Raw genomic sequence first — 17,586 nt, 5'->3', positions numbered from 1 at the left:
CATTTACAATTAACGGAGAATATTTTGTGGTAAATTATTACCTTTTCAGCCTCAAATAATTATCACAATACAGTTGAAAAAAGAAAGCGAATATTTTCTTGATAAAGAATACAATACGATTATTTACGACAAAGACGATCTTAATTTTAAAGATTTTGAATGCTGCGTTTTTAATAATTGTAATTTTTCTGCCTGTACTTTTCTTGCTGTAACCTTTATTGACTGCATTTTTAACGATTGTATTTTTAATGAAGCAAAAATTAATTATGTTGCCTTTAGAACAGCCACTTTTAACCGCTGTGAAATTAAAGATGTGAATTTTGCAATGTGTGACAAACTGATTTTTGAAATTGCATTTAATAACTGCATTTTGGATTTCTCTAAATTTTATACCTTAAAACTAAAAGGAACAGTATTTACGAATTGTAGTTTGATAGCAGTTGACTTTATGGCAGTAGATTTAACAAGTGTAATTTTTGCCAACTGCGATTTGTACCGCGCTGAATTTGCAAAAGCCATAGCCAACAAAGCCGATTTTAAAACGAGTTATAATTATACTATTGATCCTTCTAAAACTAAATTAAAGAAAGCTGTTTTTTCTTTGAATGAAGTGAAAGGGTTATTATTTAAACATGATGTGATTGTGAGTTGAATGAGCCAAATAGGTGCAGTTTGTCATTCCGATCCCGAGGCTTCGGGAGAGAAATCACACTCGACAAAGATTGGCGATTTACTTTGCGGAAATACTTGTGTGATTTCTCCTTCGTCGAAATGACAAGATTAAGAAAAAACTACTTTTAAATATTTTTCCCCATCACATAATCTTCCATTAAATACCCATTTCCAATTTCTATATCAACCGTTTCTTTGATTTCGAAACCAAGTTTTTTGTAGAAATTCAACGCCGTATTAAATCGGTTTACATTTAATAAAAGTTCTTTTGAATTATTCTCTAAAGCCATTTTTCCAATTTCTTCAAAAACAATTTTACCATAACCTTTTCCTTGTGTCTCTGGCAAAAGATAGATTTTATGAATTTTGGTAATTGCCTCGTTTTTATAATTATGCTCAATTCCAATGAATCCAATTATGGATTCTGAATCTGAAATTAAATAAAACAACTGTTCTTTATTCTTGATTTGTTTCGATAACGCTTGATCAGAATAAATCAAATCCAGCATATAATCCAACTGCTCTTTTGTTAGAATTTCGCCATAAGTAATTGGCCATGTAATGTTTGCAATCTCTTGAATTTTAGTAATATCTTCAATTGATGCTTCGGTAATTGTAATCATATTTTATTTTGTAAAAACTTGATTTTCCTGTTCGCTTACGCGGATGAAAGTCGTTCGTTTAGTCAATTCTTTTAACCTTGAAGCTCCTACATAAGTACAGGTACTTCTTATTCCTCCTAGTATATCTAAAACAGTATGAATCACATCTCCTTTAAACGGAACCTGAACTGTTTTTCCTTCACTTGCTCTATATTCTGCTACACCACCAGCATGTTTGTCCATTGCGGTTTTAGAACTCATTCCGTAAAATTGTTTGAATTTTTCACCTTTTACTTCGATCAGTTCTCCGCCACTTTCAGAATGTCCTGCAAGCATTCCGCCTAACATTACAAAGTCAGCGCCAGCGCCAAAAGCCTTTGCAACATCACCGGGAGTTGTACATCCGCCATCACTTATAATATGTCCGCCCAAACCATGAGCAGCATCGGCGCATTCGATAATTGCCGATAATTGCGGATAGCCAACACCCGTTTTGACACGAGTTGTACATACAGAACCTGGCCCAATTCCGACTTTTACGATATCAGCACCAGCTAAAAGTAGTTCTTCTGTCATTTCTCCCGTAACTACATTTCCTGCAATAATGATTTTATCCGGATATTGTTTACGGGTTTTCTTTAAAAACTGAACAAAATGCTCCGAATAACCGTTTGCAACATCGATGCAAATGAATTTCAACAACGGATTTGCGGTAATTATCTTTCCAATCTTTTCAAAATCTTCTTTCCCTGTTCCTGTACTTACAGCAATATAATTGTAGAAATCTGGAGTGACGTCTTTCAAGAAACTATTCCATTGTTCTAAAGTATAGTGTTTATGAATTGCAGTAAAGAGCTTTTCTCCCGCTAAGACTTTCGCTATTTCAAAAGTTCCTACGGTATCCATATTGGCAGCCATAATCGGAATTCCTGTCCAAGATGTTGTGCTGTGCAAAAACTTGAAATTTTGCTCTAAAGAAACTTCAGAACGGCTTTTTAGCGTTGATCTTTTAGGTCTAAACATTACATCTTTAAAACCTAGTTTTAAATCCATTTCTATTCTCATATTTCAAGATTTTGGTTACTCTCAAATGTAAGGAATTTTAGAATTTAGATTGTAGATTTTATTAAATTATTGCGTAAATAGAACACGGATTAAACGGATTCGCTTTCGCGAAAACGCTGATTAAAACGGATTTTTTTATTTACAAGATAGTTTCGACTTCTCTCAGCCTGACAAACGTAGAAACTGAAAACTGCAACTGAGACTTAAAACTAAAACTTACCCGTGTATCGTCTCTCCCTTTCCGTAATTGGTAATGATAGATTCTTCAAATTCCAGCCATTCTCTCCAACGTTTTTCAACATCGATTCCTTTTCCGTATTTACGAGCGTATGTGATGAAAGTTGTATAATGTCCCGCTTCGCTTTCCATTAATTCTCTGTAAAACACAGCAAGTTCTTCGTCTTTTATGTTTTCAGAAAGAACTTTGAAACGCTCACAGCTTCTAGCTTCGATCATTGCTGAGAATAATAATCTTTCTACCAATCCAGAAACACGACTTCCGTCACCGCTTCTTTTCATGTATTGGTATAATTCATTTACGTAATCATCTTTACGCTCACGTCCTAGTTTTAGTCCTCTTTTGATGATGATATTATGAACCTGTTCAAAATGATCGATTTCTTCTTTGGCAAGTGCCAATAAATCCTGAACAAGATCTTGATGTTCAGAATTGTTTGTAATAATTGTGATTGCGTTTGTTGCTGCTTTCTGCTCGCACCACGCGTGATCTGTCAAGATTTCTTCTATGTTTTTCTCAACAATATTTACCCATCTTGGATCTGTTGGCAATTGTAATCTTAGTACGCCCATAGTCTTTTGTTATTTTGTTTCAGGTTTCAGGTTTCAGGTTCTTTTAGGAACGAAAAAAGTTTAAAGTTTCAAACTGTCTTTCGAACAGCGTAAAACTTTAAACTTGAAACTTTAAACTTGAAACTATTTCTTAATACGCAAAAATTGGTCTTTCGCTCATTAATTCGTTTACTTCTTCTGCAACTTCTTCAATAAGATCTTCGTTTGTGTGATCAGTAAGAACTTTATCGATAAGAGCTACAATAGTTTCCATATCTTTTTCAACTAAACCACGAGTTGTGATTGCAGCTGTTCCGACGCGGATTCCAGAAGTGATAAATGGAGATTTATCATCAAACGGAACCATGTTTTTATTTACTGTAATTTCAGCTTTTACTAATGCATTTTCAGCTTCTTTCCCAGAAATATTTTTATTTCTTAAGTCAATAAGCATCATGTGGTTATCTGTTCCGCCAGAGATAATATTATAACCTCTTTTTACGAAAGCATCAGCCATTGCGTTTGCATTTTTTTGTAATTGCATTGCATAAGTAAAGAACTCATCTTTAAGTGCTTCACCAAAAGCAACCGCTTTAGCAGCAATAATGTGCATTAAAGGTCCACCTTGGTTTCCAGGGAAAACAGCTAAATCTAATAAGGAAGACATCATTCTGATTTCTCCTTTTGGAGTTTTTAACCCTTGTGGGTTTTCGAAATCTTTCCCCATTAAAATCAAACCTCCACGTGGTCCTCTCAATGTTTTGTGAGTTGTTGTAGAAACAATATGACAATGTGGAATTGGATCGTTTAATAATCCTTTAGCAATAAGACCTGCAGGGTGAGAAATATCAGCAAATAAGATCGCTCCTACGCTGTCAGCAATTTGTCTGAAACGAGCAAAATCCATATCACGAGAATAAGCTGAAGCTCCAGCGATAATTAATTTTGGCTGTTCTTTAGTTGCAATTTCTTGAATTTTATCATAATCCAAACGACCAGTCTCAGCATCTACTCCGTAAAAAACAGGACGGTATAAACGACCTGAGAAGTTTACAGGAGAACCATGAGTTAAGTGACCTCCGTGAGATAAATCGAAACCTAAAATTGTATCACCAGGATTTAGACATGCATGGTAAACAGCAGTATTTGCTTGAGAACCAGAGTGAGGCTGTACGTTTGCATATTCAGCTCCAAATAATTCTTTGGCTCTGTCAATAGCAATCTGCTCAATAACATCAACTACTTCACAACCGCCGTAGTATCTTTTGCCAGGATAGCCCTCTGCATATTTATTAGTTAAAACAGACCCAGCTGCTTGCATTACCTCATCACTTACAAAATTTTCTGAAGCGATAAGTTCTAGTCCGTGAATTTGTCTTTCTTTCTCCTCTTGGATAAGATCAAAAATTTGTTCGTCGCGTTGCATTTCTTTGTTTTTCGTTAATTTCACGCAAAAATACAAAAAAACGTTTGTCAAACTGCTAGATTATGATATATTTGACATGTAATTTTTCAACAAATAATTAACATTAAACATGCCTATAACCGCCAACGACACCAGTAGAAAATCATGGTTAGAAGTGCCAGAAAATAGCGACTTCCCTATTCAGAATATTCCTTTTGGCGTGTTTCTTACCAAAGAAAATGTCGTTACCGTAGGAACAAGAATCGGCGACTATGCTATAGATTTAGGGGCTTTACAACAATTAAACTATTTTGAAGGAATTGATTTAACCGATGATATGTTCATGCAGGATACGCTGAATGATTTTATTTCTGACGGAAAAAAAACATGGCGTCTGGTGCGAAATCGCATCGCTGATATTTTCGACGAAAACAATCCACAGCTAAGAGATTCAACAAAACACAGAGATATTGTTATATTTAAAATCGAAGATGTAGAGATGCAGTTACCAGTTTTGATTGGTGATTATACTGATTTCTATTCTAGTAAAGAGCATGCTACAAACGTAGGAAAGATGTTCCGCGATCCAGAAAATGCTTTATTGCCAAACTGGCTTCATATTCCAGTTGGATATCACGGAAGAAGCTCTACAATTGTTCCATCAGGAATTCCGGTGCACAGACCAATGGGGCAAACGCTTCCGGCTGGAGAAAAATATCCAGTTTTTGGACCGTCTCGTTTAGTAGATTTTGAGCTTGAAACTGCTTTTATTACTACAGATGTAAATGTAATGGGAGAAAATATCCCAACTTATGAAGCCGAAGATTATATTTTCGGAATGGTTTTATTGAACGACTGGAGTGCGCGTGATATTCAAAAATGGGAATATGTACCGCTTGGACCATTCTTGGCTAAAAACTTTGCAACTTCTATTTCTCCATGGATTGTTACTATGGATGCTCTAGAACCTTTTAGAACCAAGGGGCCGAAACAAGACCCATCACCACTTCCTTATCTTCAAACTAAAGGAAAAAAGACTTTTGACATTCATTTAGAAGTATCTCTAAAACCTGAGGATCAAGAAGAAACTATTATTTCAAGATCAAATTTCAAGTATTTATATTGGTCGATGAGTCAGCAATTGGCGCATCACACTTCTAACGGATGCCGTGTAAATTCTGGTGATATGATGGGTTCTGGAACTATTTCTGGACCAACTCCTGATAGTTTTGGTTCTATGTTAGAATTAACATGGGGCGGAAAAAATCCGTTGAAATTAAATGATGGAAGTGAACGTAAATTTATTGAAGATAATGATACTGTAATCATTAGAGGTTTCTGCGAAAATGCAGAAGTAAGAATTGGTTTCGGAGAAGTTTGCAGCCAGCTTTTACCTCCATTTATTAGACCATGAAGAGAAAAGACATTAATTGTTAATGGTTGATTGTTAATGGTTAATGGTTAATTTTTAATTTTTTTAATTGTTGATGGTTAATGGTTGATGGTATCGATAAATTATAAAAAAGCTTGTTAGTTTACTCTAACAAGCTTTTTTTATTTTGAATGTTGCGATAATTTATTCTTGTTTCATTTTATAGTAAACGCAATAAAACCCGACAGGTTTTAAAAACCTTTCGGGTTTAGATTATTATATTATTCAAACTTTGAGAAAAAACTTTGCGTGGGCTTCCACTTCGCTCAGGCCTGACAAAAAAATAAAATTTATACTGTATTGGCTAGTAGCAGTTATTTCTATAAAGGAATCTGCTGGCTTAAGCAATGTAACGTTCCGAATCCCCATATGAAATCAATGCAGCTGATTCCGATTACTTCTCTGTCTGGAAAACATTCTGAAAGTATATTCAAAGCTACGCGATCATTACTGTCATTAAATGTTGGAACTAAAACGCAATTATTCAGAATCAAGAAATTAGCATAACTTGCTGGCAGTCTTAAATCTTCAAAATCAACACGTTTTGGCATTGGTAACGCTACAATAACTGGTGATTTTCCGTTTTCTAATTTTGCATTTTGCAGACGTTTTAAATTATCCTGCAAAGGTTTATAATTAGAATCATTTTTATCTGTTTCTACAATTGTAACGATCGTATCTTCGTTTACAAATCGGCATAAATCATCTATATGTCCGTGTGTATCATCACCTTCGATTCCGTCTCCAAGCCAAATTACATTGGTAACTCCAAGATATTCTTTAAATACGGCTTCGTAATCTTCTTTAGTAAAACCAGGATTTCTAACTTGGATTGTTGGATGCATTAAGCATTCTTCAGAAGTAAGTAATGTTCCTTTTCCGTTTACATCAATAGCGCCGCCTTCAACAATTACTGGTTTTCCTTTGTAAGTAACCTGAGTTAATGGAACATCAATAAAATCAGCAACTTTACCTGGAACAAATTTATCCAGCTGATAGTTTTTATATTTTGCCCAACCGTTGAAGTTAAAATTTAAAGCTTCTCTTTTAGAACCATTTTTTACTATAATTGGTCCAGAATCACGCATCCAGCTTCTGTTTGTTTTATGAATAATAAAAGAAACGTTTTGAATGTTTACACGGGCTCTTTCAAGCATTTCGGCAACTTTTTCTTTTAGCTTTTCATCGGCCACGACTAAAAAAACCGTTTCAAAAGTGGCTACTTTTTTAATGAATTCTACAAAAGCCCATTGAACTGCTTCGTATTTTCCTGGCCAATCGTTGCCATTGTGTGGAAAACACAATACAATTCCTTGCTGCTTTTCCCATTCTGCTGGAAATCTTCTATTATTTGTTGACATAAATAGGTTCTAATTTAGAAAGTGCAAAGATAAGCATTCGCTAGGATTATAAAACTATTGATTAAAATTGATTGGGGTTTCAAAACAAATATCTTCTAAAAATTAAGTTAAAGATTAAATAATACATCCTTAATCTTGAACAGAAATGCTGTAATTACTTTTGCCGGAACTAAAAACTAACACATGAAAAAAGTATCTATTTCTCTATTAACAGCTCTTTTTATAATGGCAAGCTGTAATAATGATGAAAACACAAACAACGAACCTGAAATTGTGGTAAACGAAAACCCTGCAGCTTTTAAAGAAATTGGCTCTATTACTATTGGAGGCGAAGCTGCTGCTGAAATCTCTGCTTACTGCGAAAAAACAAAAAAATTATTTACTGTAAACAATAGTGGTGTAAACCAAATTGATGTTATTGATATTACCGATCCAACAAAACCAACAAAAATTGGAAAAATTGATCTGGTAGCTTACGAAGGTGCAGCAAATAGTGTTTCTGTTTTTGACGGAAAATTAGCTGTGGCTTTAGAATCTACAGCAAACAAACAAGGAAACGGCAAAGTTGCTGTTTTCAATACTTCAGATTACAGTTTAATCAAACAAGTTACAGTTGGAGCCTTGCCTGACATGATTACATTTTCTCCAGACGGAAAATATATTATGACTGCTAATGAGGGTGAACCAAATACAGATTATTCTCAAGATCCAAACGGAACGATTTCAATCATCGAAACTAGTACTTATACTGTAACAACTTTAGATTTCGCTTCTTTCAGCGGTCAGGCTGCTGCATTAGCAAAAGATGGATTTAGAATTTCAAAAGCTGCTAAAAGCTTCGCTCAGGATATTGAGCCAGAATATATTACAATTTCTGACGATTCTAAAACTGCCTGGGTTACTTTACAAGAAAACAACGGTGTAGCAAAAGTTGATTTAACTTCTAAAACAATTACTGCTATTTATCCTTTAGGTTTTAAAGATTTCAATACTGCTGAAAATGCTATTGATGTAAGCGACAGTGATGATAAAATTGCTTTTAATCCTTGGAAAGTAAAAGGAATGTTTATGCCAGATGCTATTAGTCATTTTTCTGCTAATAATGTTCCTTATTTTGTGACTGCAAACGAAGGTGATGCAAGAGAATATACTGCCAACACAGATATCAAACGTATGAAAAGTTTAAAACTTGATGCAACTCTTTTTCCTGATGCAGCTACTTTGAAACTAGACGCTAATTTAGGAAGATTAAATCTTGTTACTGATATGGGAGACACAGATGGCGATGGAGATTTAGACGAAATGGTAAGTTTTGGCGCAAGATCGTTCTCTATTTGGAATGGAAACACTGGAAAAATCGTTTATGACAGTAAAAATGATGTAGATAAAAAAACTAACGAATTAGGAACTTACGATGATAAACGCAGTGACGATAAAGGTTCTGAACCCGAAGCCGTATATGTGGCAAAAATGGGATCTCAAAACATTTTGTTTGTTGGTCTAGAAAGATCTGATGCGTTTATGACTTATGATGTTACTAATCCAAATTCGCCGCAATATTTACAAACTGTAAAAACAGGTGACGCACCAGAAGGCATATTATTCATTCCAGCTTCGAAAAGTCCTACAAAAAGAAGCTTATTAGTAGTAAGCAGTGAAGGTGATGGAACGGTTAAAATTTATCAGCCAGATTTGAAATAATACTATTTTAACAAATACTTAAAAGAACAAAATGTGAATTTTGTTCTTTTTTTTTGGTTTCTATTATACTAATATTAACGTATTTACATAATTAAATGCCAAAAGGTGGGAATTATGTAAGAGCATATAGAACACATTCTGAAACACGTCCTCTAATTTTGTCATGAGTTTAAAATAAAAACAATTTAATTTTTGATATCATGAAAAAGAAATTAGTATCAGTATCTTTATTACTACTATCCATTGCGGCAGGCGCACAAAATATGGCTCCGACTTCTACCACACCAAGTGTAGATCAAGAATATAACAAATGGTCTATCGAACTTAATGGTGGTGTTAACAAACCTACGAGAACAATGACTCCTGGTTACACTACAGAATCTGCGAATTTTTTTCACGGAGATTTGGGTGTGAGATATATGTTTAATCCAAAATTTGGTTTGAAATTAGATGTTGGATACGACCAATTTAAAGAGAAAAAAAATACTCCAGATTTTGAAAGCCGTTACGTTAGAGCGAGTTTACAAGGAGTTATCAATGTTGGACGTGCCTTAAATTTTGAAACTTGGACAAACACTATTGGTGTTTTGGCACATGGTGGTTTTGGAGTTTCTCAAATTAGTACTGAAACAGGATTTGGCGGACAAGATTACATGGCACATGGAATCGCTGGTTTAACTGGACAAATCAAATTAAGCAATAGAGTTGCCTTAACTGGAGATCTTACTGGAATTGTTAACGGAAGACAAAACTGGAACTTCGACGGAATGGGTAATACAACAACTGGATCTTTTGACGGTGTTTTATTAAATGCTTCTGTTGGTTTAACTTTCTACCTAGGTAAAAATGAAAAACATGCTGACTGGGTTGGCGAAGAAGATAGAATTGGTGAATTGGAAAAAAGAGTGGACTTAATCGAAACTGGTCTTATCGATTCAGACAAAGATGGAGTTGCTGACTTATACGATTTAGAACCAAATTCAATTGCAGGAGTAGCTGTTAACACAAAAGGACAATCTATTGATACGAATCAAAATGGTGTGCCGGATGAGTTAGAAAGCTATTTAGATAAAACTTACGAAAAGAAAGGCGCTGGAACAGCTACAAACAATACTGTTGAAGAATTAATTAACGGTGGTTATGTAAACGTTTATTTCGATTTCAATTCGTCTAAACCAACAAACGCTTCTTTATCTGGTGTTGATTTCTTAGTAAAATACTTGAAAAATAATCCTGGTAAATCTGCAGATATCATTGGATATGCTGACGAAATTGGAAGCTCAAGCTACAATACTGAATTATCTAGAAAAAGAGCTGAAGCTGTGAAAAAAGTAGCAACAAATGCTGGAATTGATGCTTCTAGATTAAATGTAATTGCTAACGGTGAAGATACTTCTGTGAACAAAAATTCTAAAGAAGCACGTCAAATCGTGAGAAGAGTTACTTTCCAAGTAAGATAATTCTAAAGAATTTAAATATAGAAAAGGCGGTTTCAAATATTGAAACCGCCTTTTTATTTGCACATAAAAAAAGGACAAAGCATAAAAGCTTTGTCCTTTTCTATTATAAAGATAAATTTAATTATTTATCAATTGCTCTTTTTGTAATGTCGCCAAAAGCATCAATTCTTCTATCTCTAAAGAATGGCCAGTTTTGACGAACATTTTCTTGTAAATCTAAATCAACTTCTGCAATTAAGATTTCTTCTTTATCGTGAGAAGCTTGAGCTAATATTTCTCCTTGAGGTCCAGCGATGAAAGAAGCTCCCCAGAATTGAATTCCTTCTGTTCCTTCAATGTATTTTTCTAAACCAATTCTGTTAGCTGCAGCGACAAAAACACCATTTGCAACGGCATGACCTTTCATTACGTTCATCCAAGCTCCGTATTGGTTTTCTCCGTATTGTTCTTTTTCTTTAGGATGCCATCCAATTGCAGTTGGGTAGAATAAAACCTCTGCTCCTTTTAAAGCTGTAATACGTGCAGCTTCTGGATACCATTGATCCCAGCAGATTAAAGTTCCAACTGTTCCTTTTTTAGTTTCAATTGCTTTAAAACCTAAATCACCTGGCGTAAAATAGAATTTTTCATAGAAATGCGGATCGTCTGGAATATGCATTTTACGGTATAAACCTGCTTCTGTACCATCTGCATCAATGATATATGCACTATTATGATAAATTCCAGCCATTCTTTTTTCGAAGAAAGGAACAATGATTACCACTCCTAATTCTTTTGCCAATTCGCTAAAAGCAATAAATGAAGTACTGTAAAGTGGTTCTGCTAATGCAAAATTATCTACATCTTCGCTTTGGCAGAAATAATGACTGCTATATAATTCAGGTAGTAAAATAACTTCTGCTCCTTGACTTGCAGCGTCTCTTACCCAGCTGATACATTTTTTAAGATTATTTTCAGCAACATCATTAAGGTTTAACTGAATTACTGATATTTTATATTTTCTTTTCGGCATGACATAAAATTTAGAGTGCAAAAATAACACTTTTTAAAGGAATGGCAAAGCGAGTTTACTTTACTTAACTATATGATATACAAAAAGAGCTCTTCAGCTCTTTCGATAATTGTTTATAAATTTCGTTTTGTAGAAAAGATTTTAGAAATATAAATCACTTCATCTTTTACAAAATATAATATTTTATAATCCCTAACTATAATTCTTCGATATTCTGGTTCAATTTCATCTCTTTGATACTGTTCCCTAAAATGTATATTTTTAGTAGTACTTAGAATTTAACTTTTAATATTGTTAGCGCCTTGAATCGATTTTTCTTTATAATAATTAAAAATTGTTTTTAAATGATTCTTGGCAGTATCAGTCCACACTACCTTTAAATTCTTTTCCATTACCAGTTCTCAGATTCTTTTTCTAAATCCTCCTGAGAAGTATATTGTCCTTTTTCAATTTCTAATTTACCATCTGCTAGTTGAGTTTTATATTCACTCCTCGTAATTGGTTTTCCTTCTACTGAAAATGCAACTATTTCTTCTTCCTGATAGCTTTCAATAACTGCTTTTACAACTTTTAAAAGACGCTCATCAGCCGTATTAATATATTCTAACACACTTTCTCTCAACTCTAAAGCTCCCATAATCATATTATTTTGATCTTTCAAAGATAAGTATTTTGAATCAGTTTTTTAAACTATAAAAACCATTTCACAGCAGTTTAAAATTAAACATTTGCAAAATGGTTTTACAACCTAAAAAATCAACTATGCAAGTTGTTACTCGATAACTACTTTTTGAGTTAAGAATTCTGTTTCTGATTTTTTGAATTTAATTTCAAAAGTTCCTTTTACTGTTGATTTAAATTTATAAACTGTTTTCTTAGGTTCTGGAACTTGTTGTGTACAAACTTCTGATGGATATTTTGCAATTACTTGTAATCCTTTTTCTGTTCCAATTGTTACTTCAGAGATTTTGTCGAATTCAGCACAAGCGTTATCTACAATATACGTTACCTCATAGCTCAATTCGTCATTTACTTTTCCTGTCGCTGGTCCTTTAATTTCTGTTACTAATGCTGCCTTTGTATTTTGGTTTACTGGCTTTTCATCGTCGTCGTTGTTGCATGAAACAAATCCAATTGATAAAAATAATACTACCAAAACTGATTTTAATCTAAAACTTTTCATATAAAATAATAATTAATTGTTAATTACTATGAAGATGCGGGTTGGTTGCAATGGTTGCTTTGAAAAAATGTTAAAAATTTTCAACCGGACATTAAACACTTATAAATCAAAAACTTATTTATTAAAAAAAAGTTTTACAATTACCGTTAATTCTTATGAAAATAAAAAGATCTTACTTAGCCCCGATAGAAGCGGCATCCTTTTTCCCGCTTCTTTAGCGGGGAAAAGATATAGCGGATAGCGGGACAAGAAGTACTTTTGAAAACGAATTAGCGTGCTTCTAAACAAAAAAAACACCAGCGTTAACTGATGTTTCTTTTAAATATATTTTCTTTTTTTTATTTAGCTGTTTTCTTTTTAAAAAGCTTTTTGAAGAGATTTACAACTCCCAGAACAATAAATCCCATTACAAGTCCAATGGAAAATTCTTTTACTATTGCGGGCAATGATGGGAAAAGATGATGAAAGAATTCAATGTTGTGAACAAATAAGCCGCCCGCAACTAATATTAATGCAATGGTTCCGATAATAGTTAATGCTTTAATTACTTTTGGAAGCGCTTGAACTAAAATGTTTCCAACAGTTTTTAAAAGGCTGTTTTCTTTTTTACTGTGCTGAATCATTTTGAAACCTACTTCGTCCATGCGAACAATAAGCGCTACAATACCATAAACACCAACTGTTGCAATTACGGCAATAATCGATACTGTAATAATCTGCGACAATAATGGTTTTCCGATCACAGTCCCTAAAGCAATGATCACAATTTCTACAGAAAGAATAAAATCGGTTACAATTGCAGATTTTACTTTTGCTTTTTCTACAACTAGAATTTCTTCTTCGGTTAAAACTTCTTCATTAATTCCTTCTGCTTCTTCGTGTTTGTGCGGAAATATGAATTCGTATATTTTTTCGGCTCCTTCGTAAGCTAAAAACAATCCTCCAAGCACTAAAATTACCATGATTGCGATTGGAAAAAATGCACTTAATAAAAATGCAATTGGAAGAATAATTATTTTATTCAGCAACGAACCTTTACTAATTGCCCATAAAACGGGAAGTTCTCTTGATGAAGCAAATCCTGATGCTTTTTCAGCATTTACTGCTAAATCATCACCCAGAATTCCAGCTGTTTTCTTTGCAGCAACTTTACTCATTACTGCAACGTCATCCATAATTGCTGCGATATCATCTAATAGAACGAAAAAACCTGAAGCCATTTTTTAAATTTATTTTAGTGATGCGAATCTAGACATTTTGACTTAATCTTCCCAACAATATCTTGTCAAAATTTATCGATTTATTCGTAATTTTCTGTATTACAATCTGCAGAAAAATTAACTGCATTGTCCTAAAATAACCCAGATAATAATAAAAACTAAAATAGTTCCGAAACATCCTCCACCTAACTTTTTTGCACCATATCCTGCGATTAAACCTCTAAATATATTATTCATAGCTTTTCTTTTTTTAAATTAATTATTTGAATTTGTTTGATTTATATTAATTATAAAATTCTATGTTTTTAATAAATCTGTTGTTACACAAATGAGGGTAAAAGTTTCAGAATTCACGGATAAAAAAAAGCACCAGTAAAATACTGATGCTTTTAAGATTAACAATGAAAAAAAAAATTAATTAGCTGTCTGGTTTCTAAAAACCAATTTGCCATCGAAAGCGTCTAATAAAATAATGCTCTCTGTTGTTATATTTCCTGCCAGAATTTCTTTTGAAAGCTGGTTTAAAACCTCTCTCTGCACAACACGTTTTACAGGTCTTGCCCCAAATTGAGGATCATATCCTTTGTCTGACAAATAAGCAATTGCTTCTGGGGTTGCATCCATTGTAATTCCTTGTAATGCCAGCATTTTTGTAACGCTCTTAAGCTGTAGGCTTACGATTTTCGAAATATTTTCAACGGTAAGCGGTGTAAACATTACGATTTCATCAATACGGTTGATAAACTCTGGACGAACAGTTTGTTTTAATAATCCTAGAACTTCGTTTTTAGCTGCTTCTGTTGCTGCTTCAACACCGCCTTTTAGGTTCTCAAACTTTTCTTGTATAATCTGGCTTCCCATATTTGAAGTCATGATAATAATTGTGTTTTTGAAATCGGCAAGGCGACCTTTGTTATCTGTTAAACGACCTTCGTCAAGAACCTGCAATAAGATATTGAATGTATCTGGATGCGCTTTCTCAATCTCGTCTAACAGTATTACAGAATAAGGTTTTCTACGAACAGCCTCTGTCAATTGACCTCCTTCATCATAACCCACATATCCTGGAGGCGCTCCAACTAAACGGCTCACACTGTGGCGTTCTTGGTACTCACTCATATCGATACGCGTCATGGCGTTTTCATCATCAAAAAGATATTCGGCCAATGCTTTTGCAAGCTCTGTTTTACCAACTCCTGTTGTTCCCAAAAACAAGAATGTTCCAACTGGTTTTTTCATATCCTGTAAACCAGCACGACTTCTGCGAACAGCATCACTTACGGCTTCAATCGCTTCTTCCTGTCCTACTACACGTTTGTGTAACTCATCTTCAAGATGCAAGAGTTTTTCTCTTTCTGTTTGAAGCATTTTCATTACTGGAATTCCTGTCCATTTTGCTACAACTTCGGCAATATCTTCTCTGGTAACTTCTTCTTTAATCAAAGATGTACCCGATTGGAATTCAAGTAATTGTTTTTGCAAAGCTTCCTGACGTTCCTGTGCTTCTTTTATTTTTCCGTAACGAATTTCGGCCACTTTTCCGTAATCACCATCACGTTCTGCACGTTCTGCTTCATACTTAAAGTCTTCGATTTCAAGTTTTACAGCCTGAATTCCGTCTACAATATCTTTTTCAGATTTCCATCTTGCATAGATTTCGTTGCGTTCTTCTTTCAAATTCGCCAAATCCATGTGAAGAATCTTCAATTTGCTTTCTTCTTTCTCGCGTTTAATGGCTTCGATTTCAATTTCAAGCTGCATTATTTTACGATCCAAAACATCTAATTCTTCTGGTTTTGAATTGATCTCCATACGCAGTTTCGAAGCCGCCTCGTCCATTAAGTCAATCGCCTTGTCTGGTAAAAAACGGTTTGTAATATAACGCTGCGAAAGTTCAACGGCTGCAATAATAGCCTCATCTTTAATCTGTACTTTATGATGCGTTTCGTATTTTTCTTTGATTCCACGTAAGATTGAAATCGCACTTTCTGTATCTGGTTCGTCGATTAGAACTTTTTGGAAACGTCTTTCTAATGCTTTATCTTTTTCAAAATATTTTTGATATTCATCTAAAGTTGTTGCTCCAATTGCTCTTAATTCACCACGAGCCAAAGCTGGTTTCAAAATGTTAGCCGCATCCATTGCACCTTCACCTCCACCCGCACCTACAAGCGTGTGAATCTCATCAATAAAAAGAACGATATCGCCTTCTGCAGAAGTTACTTCTTTTACAACAGATTTTAAACGTTCTTCAAACTCTCCTTTGAATTTTGCGCCGGCGATCAAAGCCCCCATATCTAATGAGAAAACGATCTTATCTTTTAAGTTTTCTGGAACGTCTCCGTCCACAATTCTATGTGCTAAACCTTCTGCAATTGCAGTTTTACCAACTCCTGGCTCCCCAATAAGCATTGGGTTGTTTTTTGTTCTGCGAGTCAGAATCTGCAATACACGACGGATTTCTTCGTCACGGCCAATAACTGGATCTAGTTTTCCTGTACGTGCTAATTCGTTTAAGTTTTTAGCATATTTGTTTAACGAATTATAGGTTTCTTCAGCCGATGCCGAGGTTACTCTTTCGCCTTTACGTAATTCTTCAATTGCAGCTTTTAGACCTTTACCAGTAACTCCCTGATCTTTTAAGATCTGAGAAACTTTACTTTTTGAGTCAAAAATCGCTAAAATTAAATGTTCGATCGAAACATATTCGTCGTTCATTTTTTGTGCAATAATTTCAGCTTCATTCAAAGCTTTATTGGCGTCTCTCGAAAGCAGAATGTCGCCTCCTGAAACTTTTGGAAAACTCTGAATTGTACTGTCTAGAACTTGTAAAAACAAAGGCACATTTACATTTAATTTTTTCAATATAAAAGGCGCCACGTTTTCATCAACTTCAAAAATTGCTTTGAAAATGTGCTCATTTTCAATTTGCTGCTGGCCATTTCGTTGTGCTATTTGCTGTGACAACTGAATGGCTTCCTGCGATTTAATAGTAAACTTATTAATATTCATATTTTTTTCAATTTGATTGATTTTATTTATCTGGTATTCAATAAGATTAAAGTTACAACTTATTGAGATACTTTTTTAGTTCAAATACTCTAACTTTGTACTCGAATAGACAAATTATATTCCATATCAAAAATAAAGACAAAATGACATTTAAAAGATGATTTTTATCATATTTAAATGCCAAAAAGTCATAAAACAAGTCAAATATGAGTTTTTTTAATTCAATCTTCGGAAGTTCAGAGAACTCAGAAGCTCCAAAAAGTAAAGTAAACTGGACAGAATTAACAGATATTGTTCAATTAATGGAAATCGAAGCAATATCAAATGAAAAACCAGTGGTTATCTTTAAACATAGTACAAGATGCAGTATCAGCCGAATGGCATTAAAACAATTTGAAAGAGATTATGATCTTGAAGGAATTGTCGATGCGTATTTCTTAGATTTGATTGCTCATCGCGATATTTCAAATGAAATTGCAAGCCGATTCGGTGTTTATCATGAATCTCCGCAATTAATTTTAATTAAAAATGGAAAAGCAGTTTATAATGTTTCCCACAGCGATATTGATGCACAAGCTTTAAAAAGTAAAGTGTAATTTTTTTTTTTGTAAAATGTGAAATGTGAAATGTAAAATGTAAGACAGTTAAGGAGTAATAGTTATTTCTTCTCAC

General features: G+C 34.0%; 15 protein-coding genes. 5 read left to right on the top strand and 10 right to left on the bottom strand.

Translation table 11 applies throughout. From position 1 onward, the window contains the following. Positions 1 to 73: 73 nt before the first annotated feature. Positions 74 to 652, top strand: coding sequence for a pentapeptide repeat-containing protein (locus tag QMG60_RS13680; RefSeq protein ID WP_281865282.1), 579 nt, complete (start codon positions 74 to 76; stop codon positions 650 to 652). A gap of 145 nt (positions 653 to 797) precedes the next feature. On the opposite strand, the gene QMG60_RS13675 is transcribed toward QMG60_RS13680, so the two are convergent. The 4 genes from QMG60_RS13675 to glyA all read right to left on the bottom strand — a co-directional run bounded on the left by QMG60_RS13675 (position 798) and on the right by glyA (position 4,554). Continuing rightward, on the bottom strand, positions 798 to 1,295 hold the full coding sequence (locus QMG60_RS13675) for a GNAT family N-acetyltransferase (protein ID WP_281865281.1): 498 nt from the start codon (positions 1,293 to 1,295) through the stop codon (positions 798 to 800). A gap of 3 nt (positions 1,296 to 1,298) precedes the next feature. Beyond that, on the bottom strand, positions 1,299 to 2,339 hold the full coding sequence (locus QMG60_RS13670; protein WP_281865280.1) for a GMP reductase: 1,041 nt from the start codon (positions 2,337 to 2,339) through the stop codon (positions 1,299 to 1,301). Between the two features lie 216 nt (positions 2,340 to 2,555). Next, on the bottom strand, positions 2,556 to 3,149 hold the full coding sequence (locus tag QMG60_RS13665; RefSeq protein ID WP_113678404.1) for a tRNA-(ms[2]io[6]A)-hydroxylase: 594 nt from the start codon (positions 3,147 to 3,149) through the stop codon (positions 2,556 to 2,558). Positions 3,150 to 3,279: 130 nt separating this feature from the next. Continuing rightward, complete coding sequence (gene glyA / locus QMG60_RS13660) at positions 3,280 to 4,554, bottom strand: serine hydroxymethyltransferase (RefSeq protein WP_057118403.1); 1,275 nt, start codon at positions 4,552 to 4,554, stop codon at positions 3,280 to 3,282. 109 nt (positions 4,555 to 4,663) lie between these two features. On the opposite strand from glyA, the gene fahA reads away from it, so the two are divergent. After that, positions 4,664 to 5,947: a fumarylacetoacetase gene (gene fahA, locus QMG60_RS13655; RefSeq protein WP_057118404.1), complete on the top strand. Its 1,284-nt coding sequence runs from the start codon at positions 4,664 to 4,666 to the stop codon at positions 5,945 to 5,947. A gap of 338 nt (positions 5,948 to 6,285) precedes the next feature. On the opposite strand, the gene QMG60_RS13650 is transcribed toward fahA, so the two are convergent. Continuing rightward, positions 6,286 to 7,326 (bottom strand): agmatine deiminase family protein, encoded by a 1,041-nt coding sequence (locus QMG60_RS13650; RefSeq protein WP_281865279.1) that lies wholly within the window; start codon positions 7,324 to 7,326, stop codon positions 6,286 to 6,288. A gap of 183 nt (positions 7,327 to 7,509) precedes the next feature. On the opposite strand from QMG60_RS13650, the gene QMG60_RS13645 reads away from it, so the two are divergent. After that, positions 7,510 to 9,027 (top strand): choice-of-anchor I family protein, encoded by a 1,518-nt coding sequence (locus QMG60_RS13645; protein ID WP_134141737.1) that lies wholly within the window; start codon positions 7,510 to 7,512, stop codon positions 9,025 to 9,027. A 200-nt stretch (positions 9,028 to 9,227) separates the two neighbouring features. Then, positions 9,228 to 10,487 (top strand): OmpA family protein, encoded by a 1,260-nt coding sequence (locus QMG60_RS13640; protein WP_057118407.1) that lies wholly within the window; start codon positions 9,228 to 9,230, stop codon positions 10,485 to 10,487. A 121-nt stretch (positions 10,488 to 10,608) separates the two neighbouring features. Here the strand turns inward: QMG60_RS13640 and QMG60_RS13635 are convergent, their stop codons facing one another. The 5 genes from QMG60_RS13635 to clpB all read right to left on the bottom strand — a co-directional run bounded on the left by QMG60_RS13635 (position 10,609) and on the right by clpB (position 16,914). Next, on the bottom strand, positions 10,609 to 11,499 hold the full coding sequence (locus tag QMG60_RS13635; RefSeq protein ID WP_057118408.1) for a carbon-nitrogen hydrolase: 891 nt from the start codon (positions 11,497 to 11,499) through the stop codon (positions 10,609 to 10,611). A gap of 391 nt (positions 11,500 to 11,890) precedes the next feature. Further along, positions 11,891 to 12,160: a hypothetical protein gene (locus QMG60_RS13630; RefSeq protein ID WP_281865278.1), complete on the bottom strand. Its 270-nt coding sequence runs from the start codon at positions 12,158 to 12,160 to the stop codon at positions 11,891 to 11,893. A gap of 111 nt (positions 12,161 to 12,271) precedes the next feature. Then, positions 12,272 to 12,682, bottom strand: a complete 411-nt coding sequence (locus QMG60_RS13625; protein ID WP_281865277.1) for a hypothetical protein — start codon at positions 12,680 to 12,682, stop codon at positions 12,272 to 12,274. Between the two features lie 338 nt (positions 12,683 to 13,020). Then, positions 13,021 to 13,902, bottom strand: a complete 882-nt coding sequence (locus QMG60_RS13620; RefSeq protein WP_281865276.1) for a DUF808 domain-containing protein — start codon at positions 13,900 to 13,902, stop codon at positions 13,021 to 13,023. Positions 13,903 to 14,316: 414 nt separating this feature from the next. Continuing rightward, positions 14,317 to 16,914: an ATP-dependent chaperone ClpB gene (gene clpB, locus QMG60_RS13615; RefSeq protein WP_281865275.1), complete on the bottom strand. Its 2,598-nt coding sequence runs from the start codon at positions 16,912 to 16,914 to the stop codon at positions 14,317 to 14,319. A 206-nt stretch (positions 16,915 to 17,120) separates the two neighbouring features. Here clpB and ytxJ point away from each other — a divergent pair, with 206 nt between their 5' ends. Then, entirely contained in the window at positions 17,121 to 17,510 is a 390-nt protein-coding gene (ytxJ, locus tag QMG60_RS13610; RefSeq protein WP_134141745.1) for a bacillithiol system redox-active protein YtxJ, read from the top strand. Positions 17,511 to 17,586 lie beyond the last annotated feature (76 nt).

This window comes from Flavobacterium sp. GSB-24 (assembly GCF_027924665.1).
Lineage (GTDB): Bacteria > Bacteroidota > Bacteroidia > Flavobacteriales > Flavobacteriaceae > Flavobacterium.
Note: the sequence above shows the minus strand (reverse complement) of the source record. Positions and strands in the feature narration are given on the sequence as shown.

Bases quoted from the DNA above. Each gene is read 5' to 3' on its own strand.
- QMG60_RS13620 (WP_281865276.1), bottom strand. From the start codon at position 13,902: ATGGCTTCAGGTTTTTTCGTTCTATTAGATGATATCGCAGCAATTATG.
- QMG60_RS13635 (WP_057118408.1), bottom strand. From the start codon at position 11,499: ATGCCGAAAAGAAAATATAAAATATCAGTAATTCAGTTAAACCTTAAT.
- QMG60_RS13625 (WP_281865277.1), bottom strand. From the start codon at position 12,682: ATGAAAAGTTTTAGATTAAAATCAGTTTTGGTAGTATTATTTTTATCA.
- QMG60_RS13640 (WP_057118407.1), top strand. From the start codon at position 9,228: ATGAAAAAGAAATTAGTATCAGTATCTTTATTACTACTATCCATTGCG.
- QMG60_RS13670 (WP_281865280.1), bottom strand. From the start codon at position 2,339: ATGAGAATAGAAATGGATTTAAAACTAGGTTTTAAAGATGTAATGTTT.
- QMG60_RS13665 (WP_113678404.1), bottom strand. From the start codon at position 3,149: ATGGGCGTACTAAGATTACAATTGCCAACAGATCCAAGATGGGTAAAT.
- QMG60_RS13675 (WP_281865281.1), bottom strand. From the start codon at position 1,295: ATGATTACAATTACCGAAGCATCAATTGAAGATATTACTAAAATTCAA.
- QMG60_RS13645 (WP_134141737.1), top strand. From the start codon at position 7,510: ATGAAAAAAGTATCTATTTCTCTATTAACAGCTCTTTTTATAATGGCA.
- clpB (WP_281865275.1), bottom strand. From the start codon at position 16,914: ATGAATATTAATAAGTTTACTATTAAATCGCAGGAAGCCATTCAGTTG.
- QMG60_RS13650 (WP_281865279.1), bottom strand. From the start codon at position 7,326: ATGTCAACAAATAATAGAAGATTTCCAGCAGAATGGGAAAAGCAGCAA.
- fahA (WP_057118404.1), top strand. From the start codon at position 4,664: ATGCCTATAACCGCCAACGACACCAGTAGAAAATCATGGTTAGAAGTG.
- ytxJ (WP_134141745.1), top strand. From the start codon at position 17,121: ATGAGTTTTTTTAATTCAATCTTCGGAAGTTCAGAGAACTCAGAAGCT.
- glyA (WP_057118403.1), bottom strand. From the start codon at position 4,554: ATGCAACGCGACGAACAAATTTTTGATCTTATCCAAGAGGAGAAAGAA.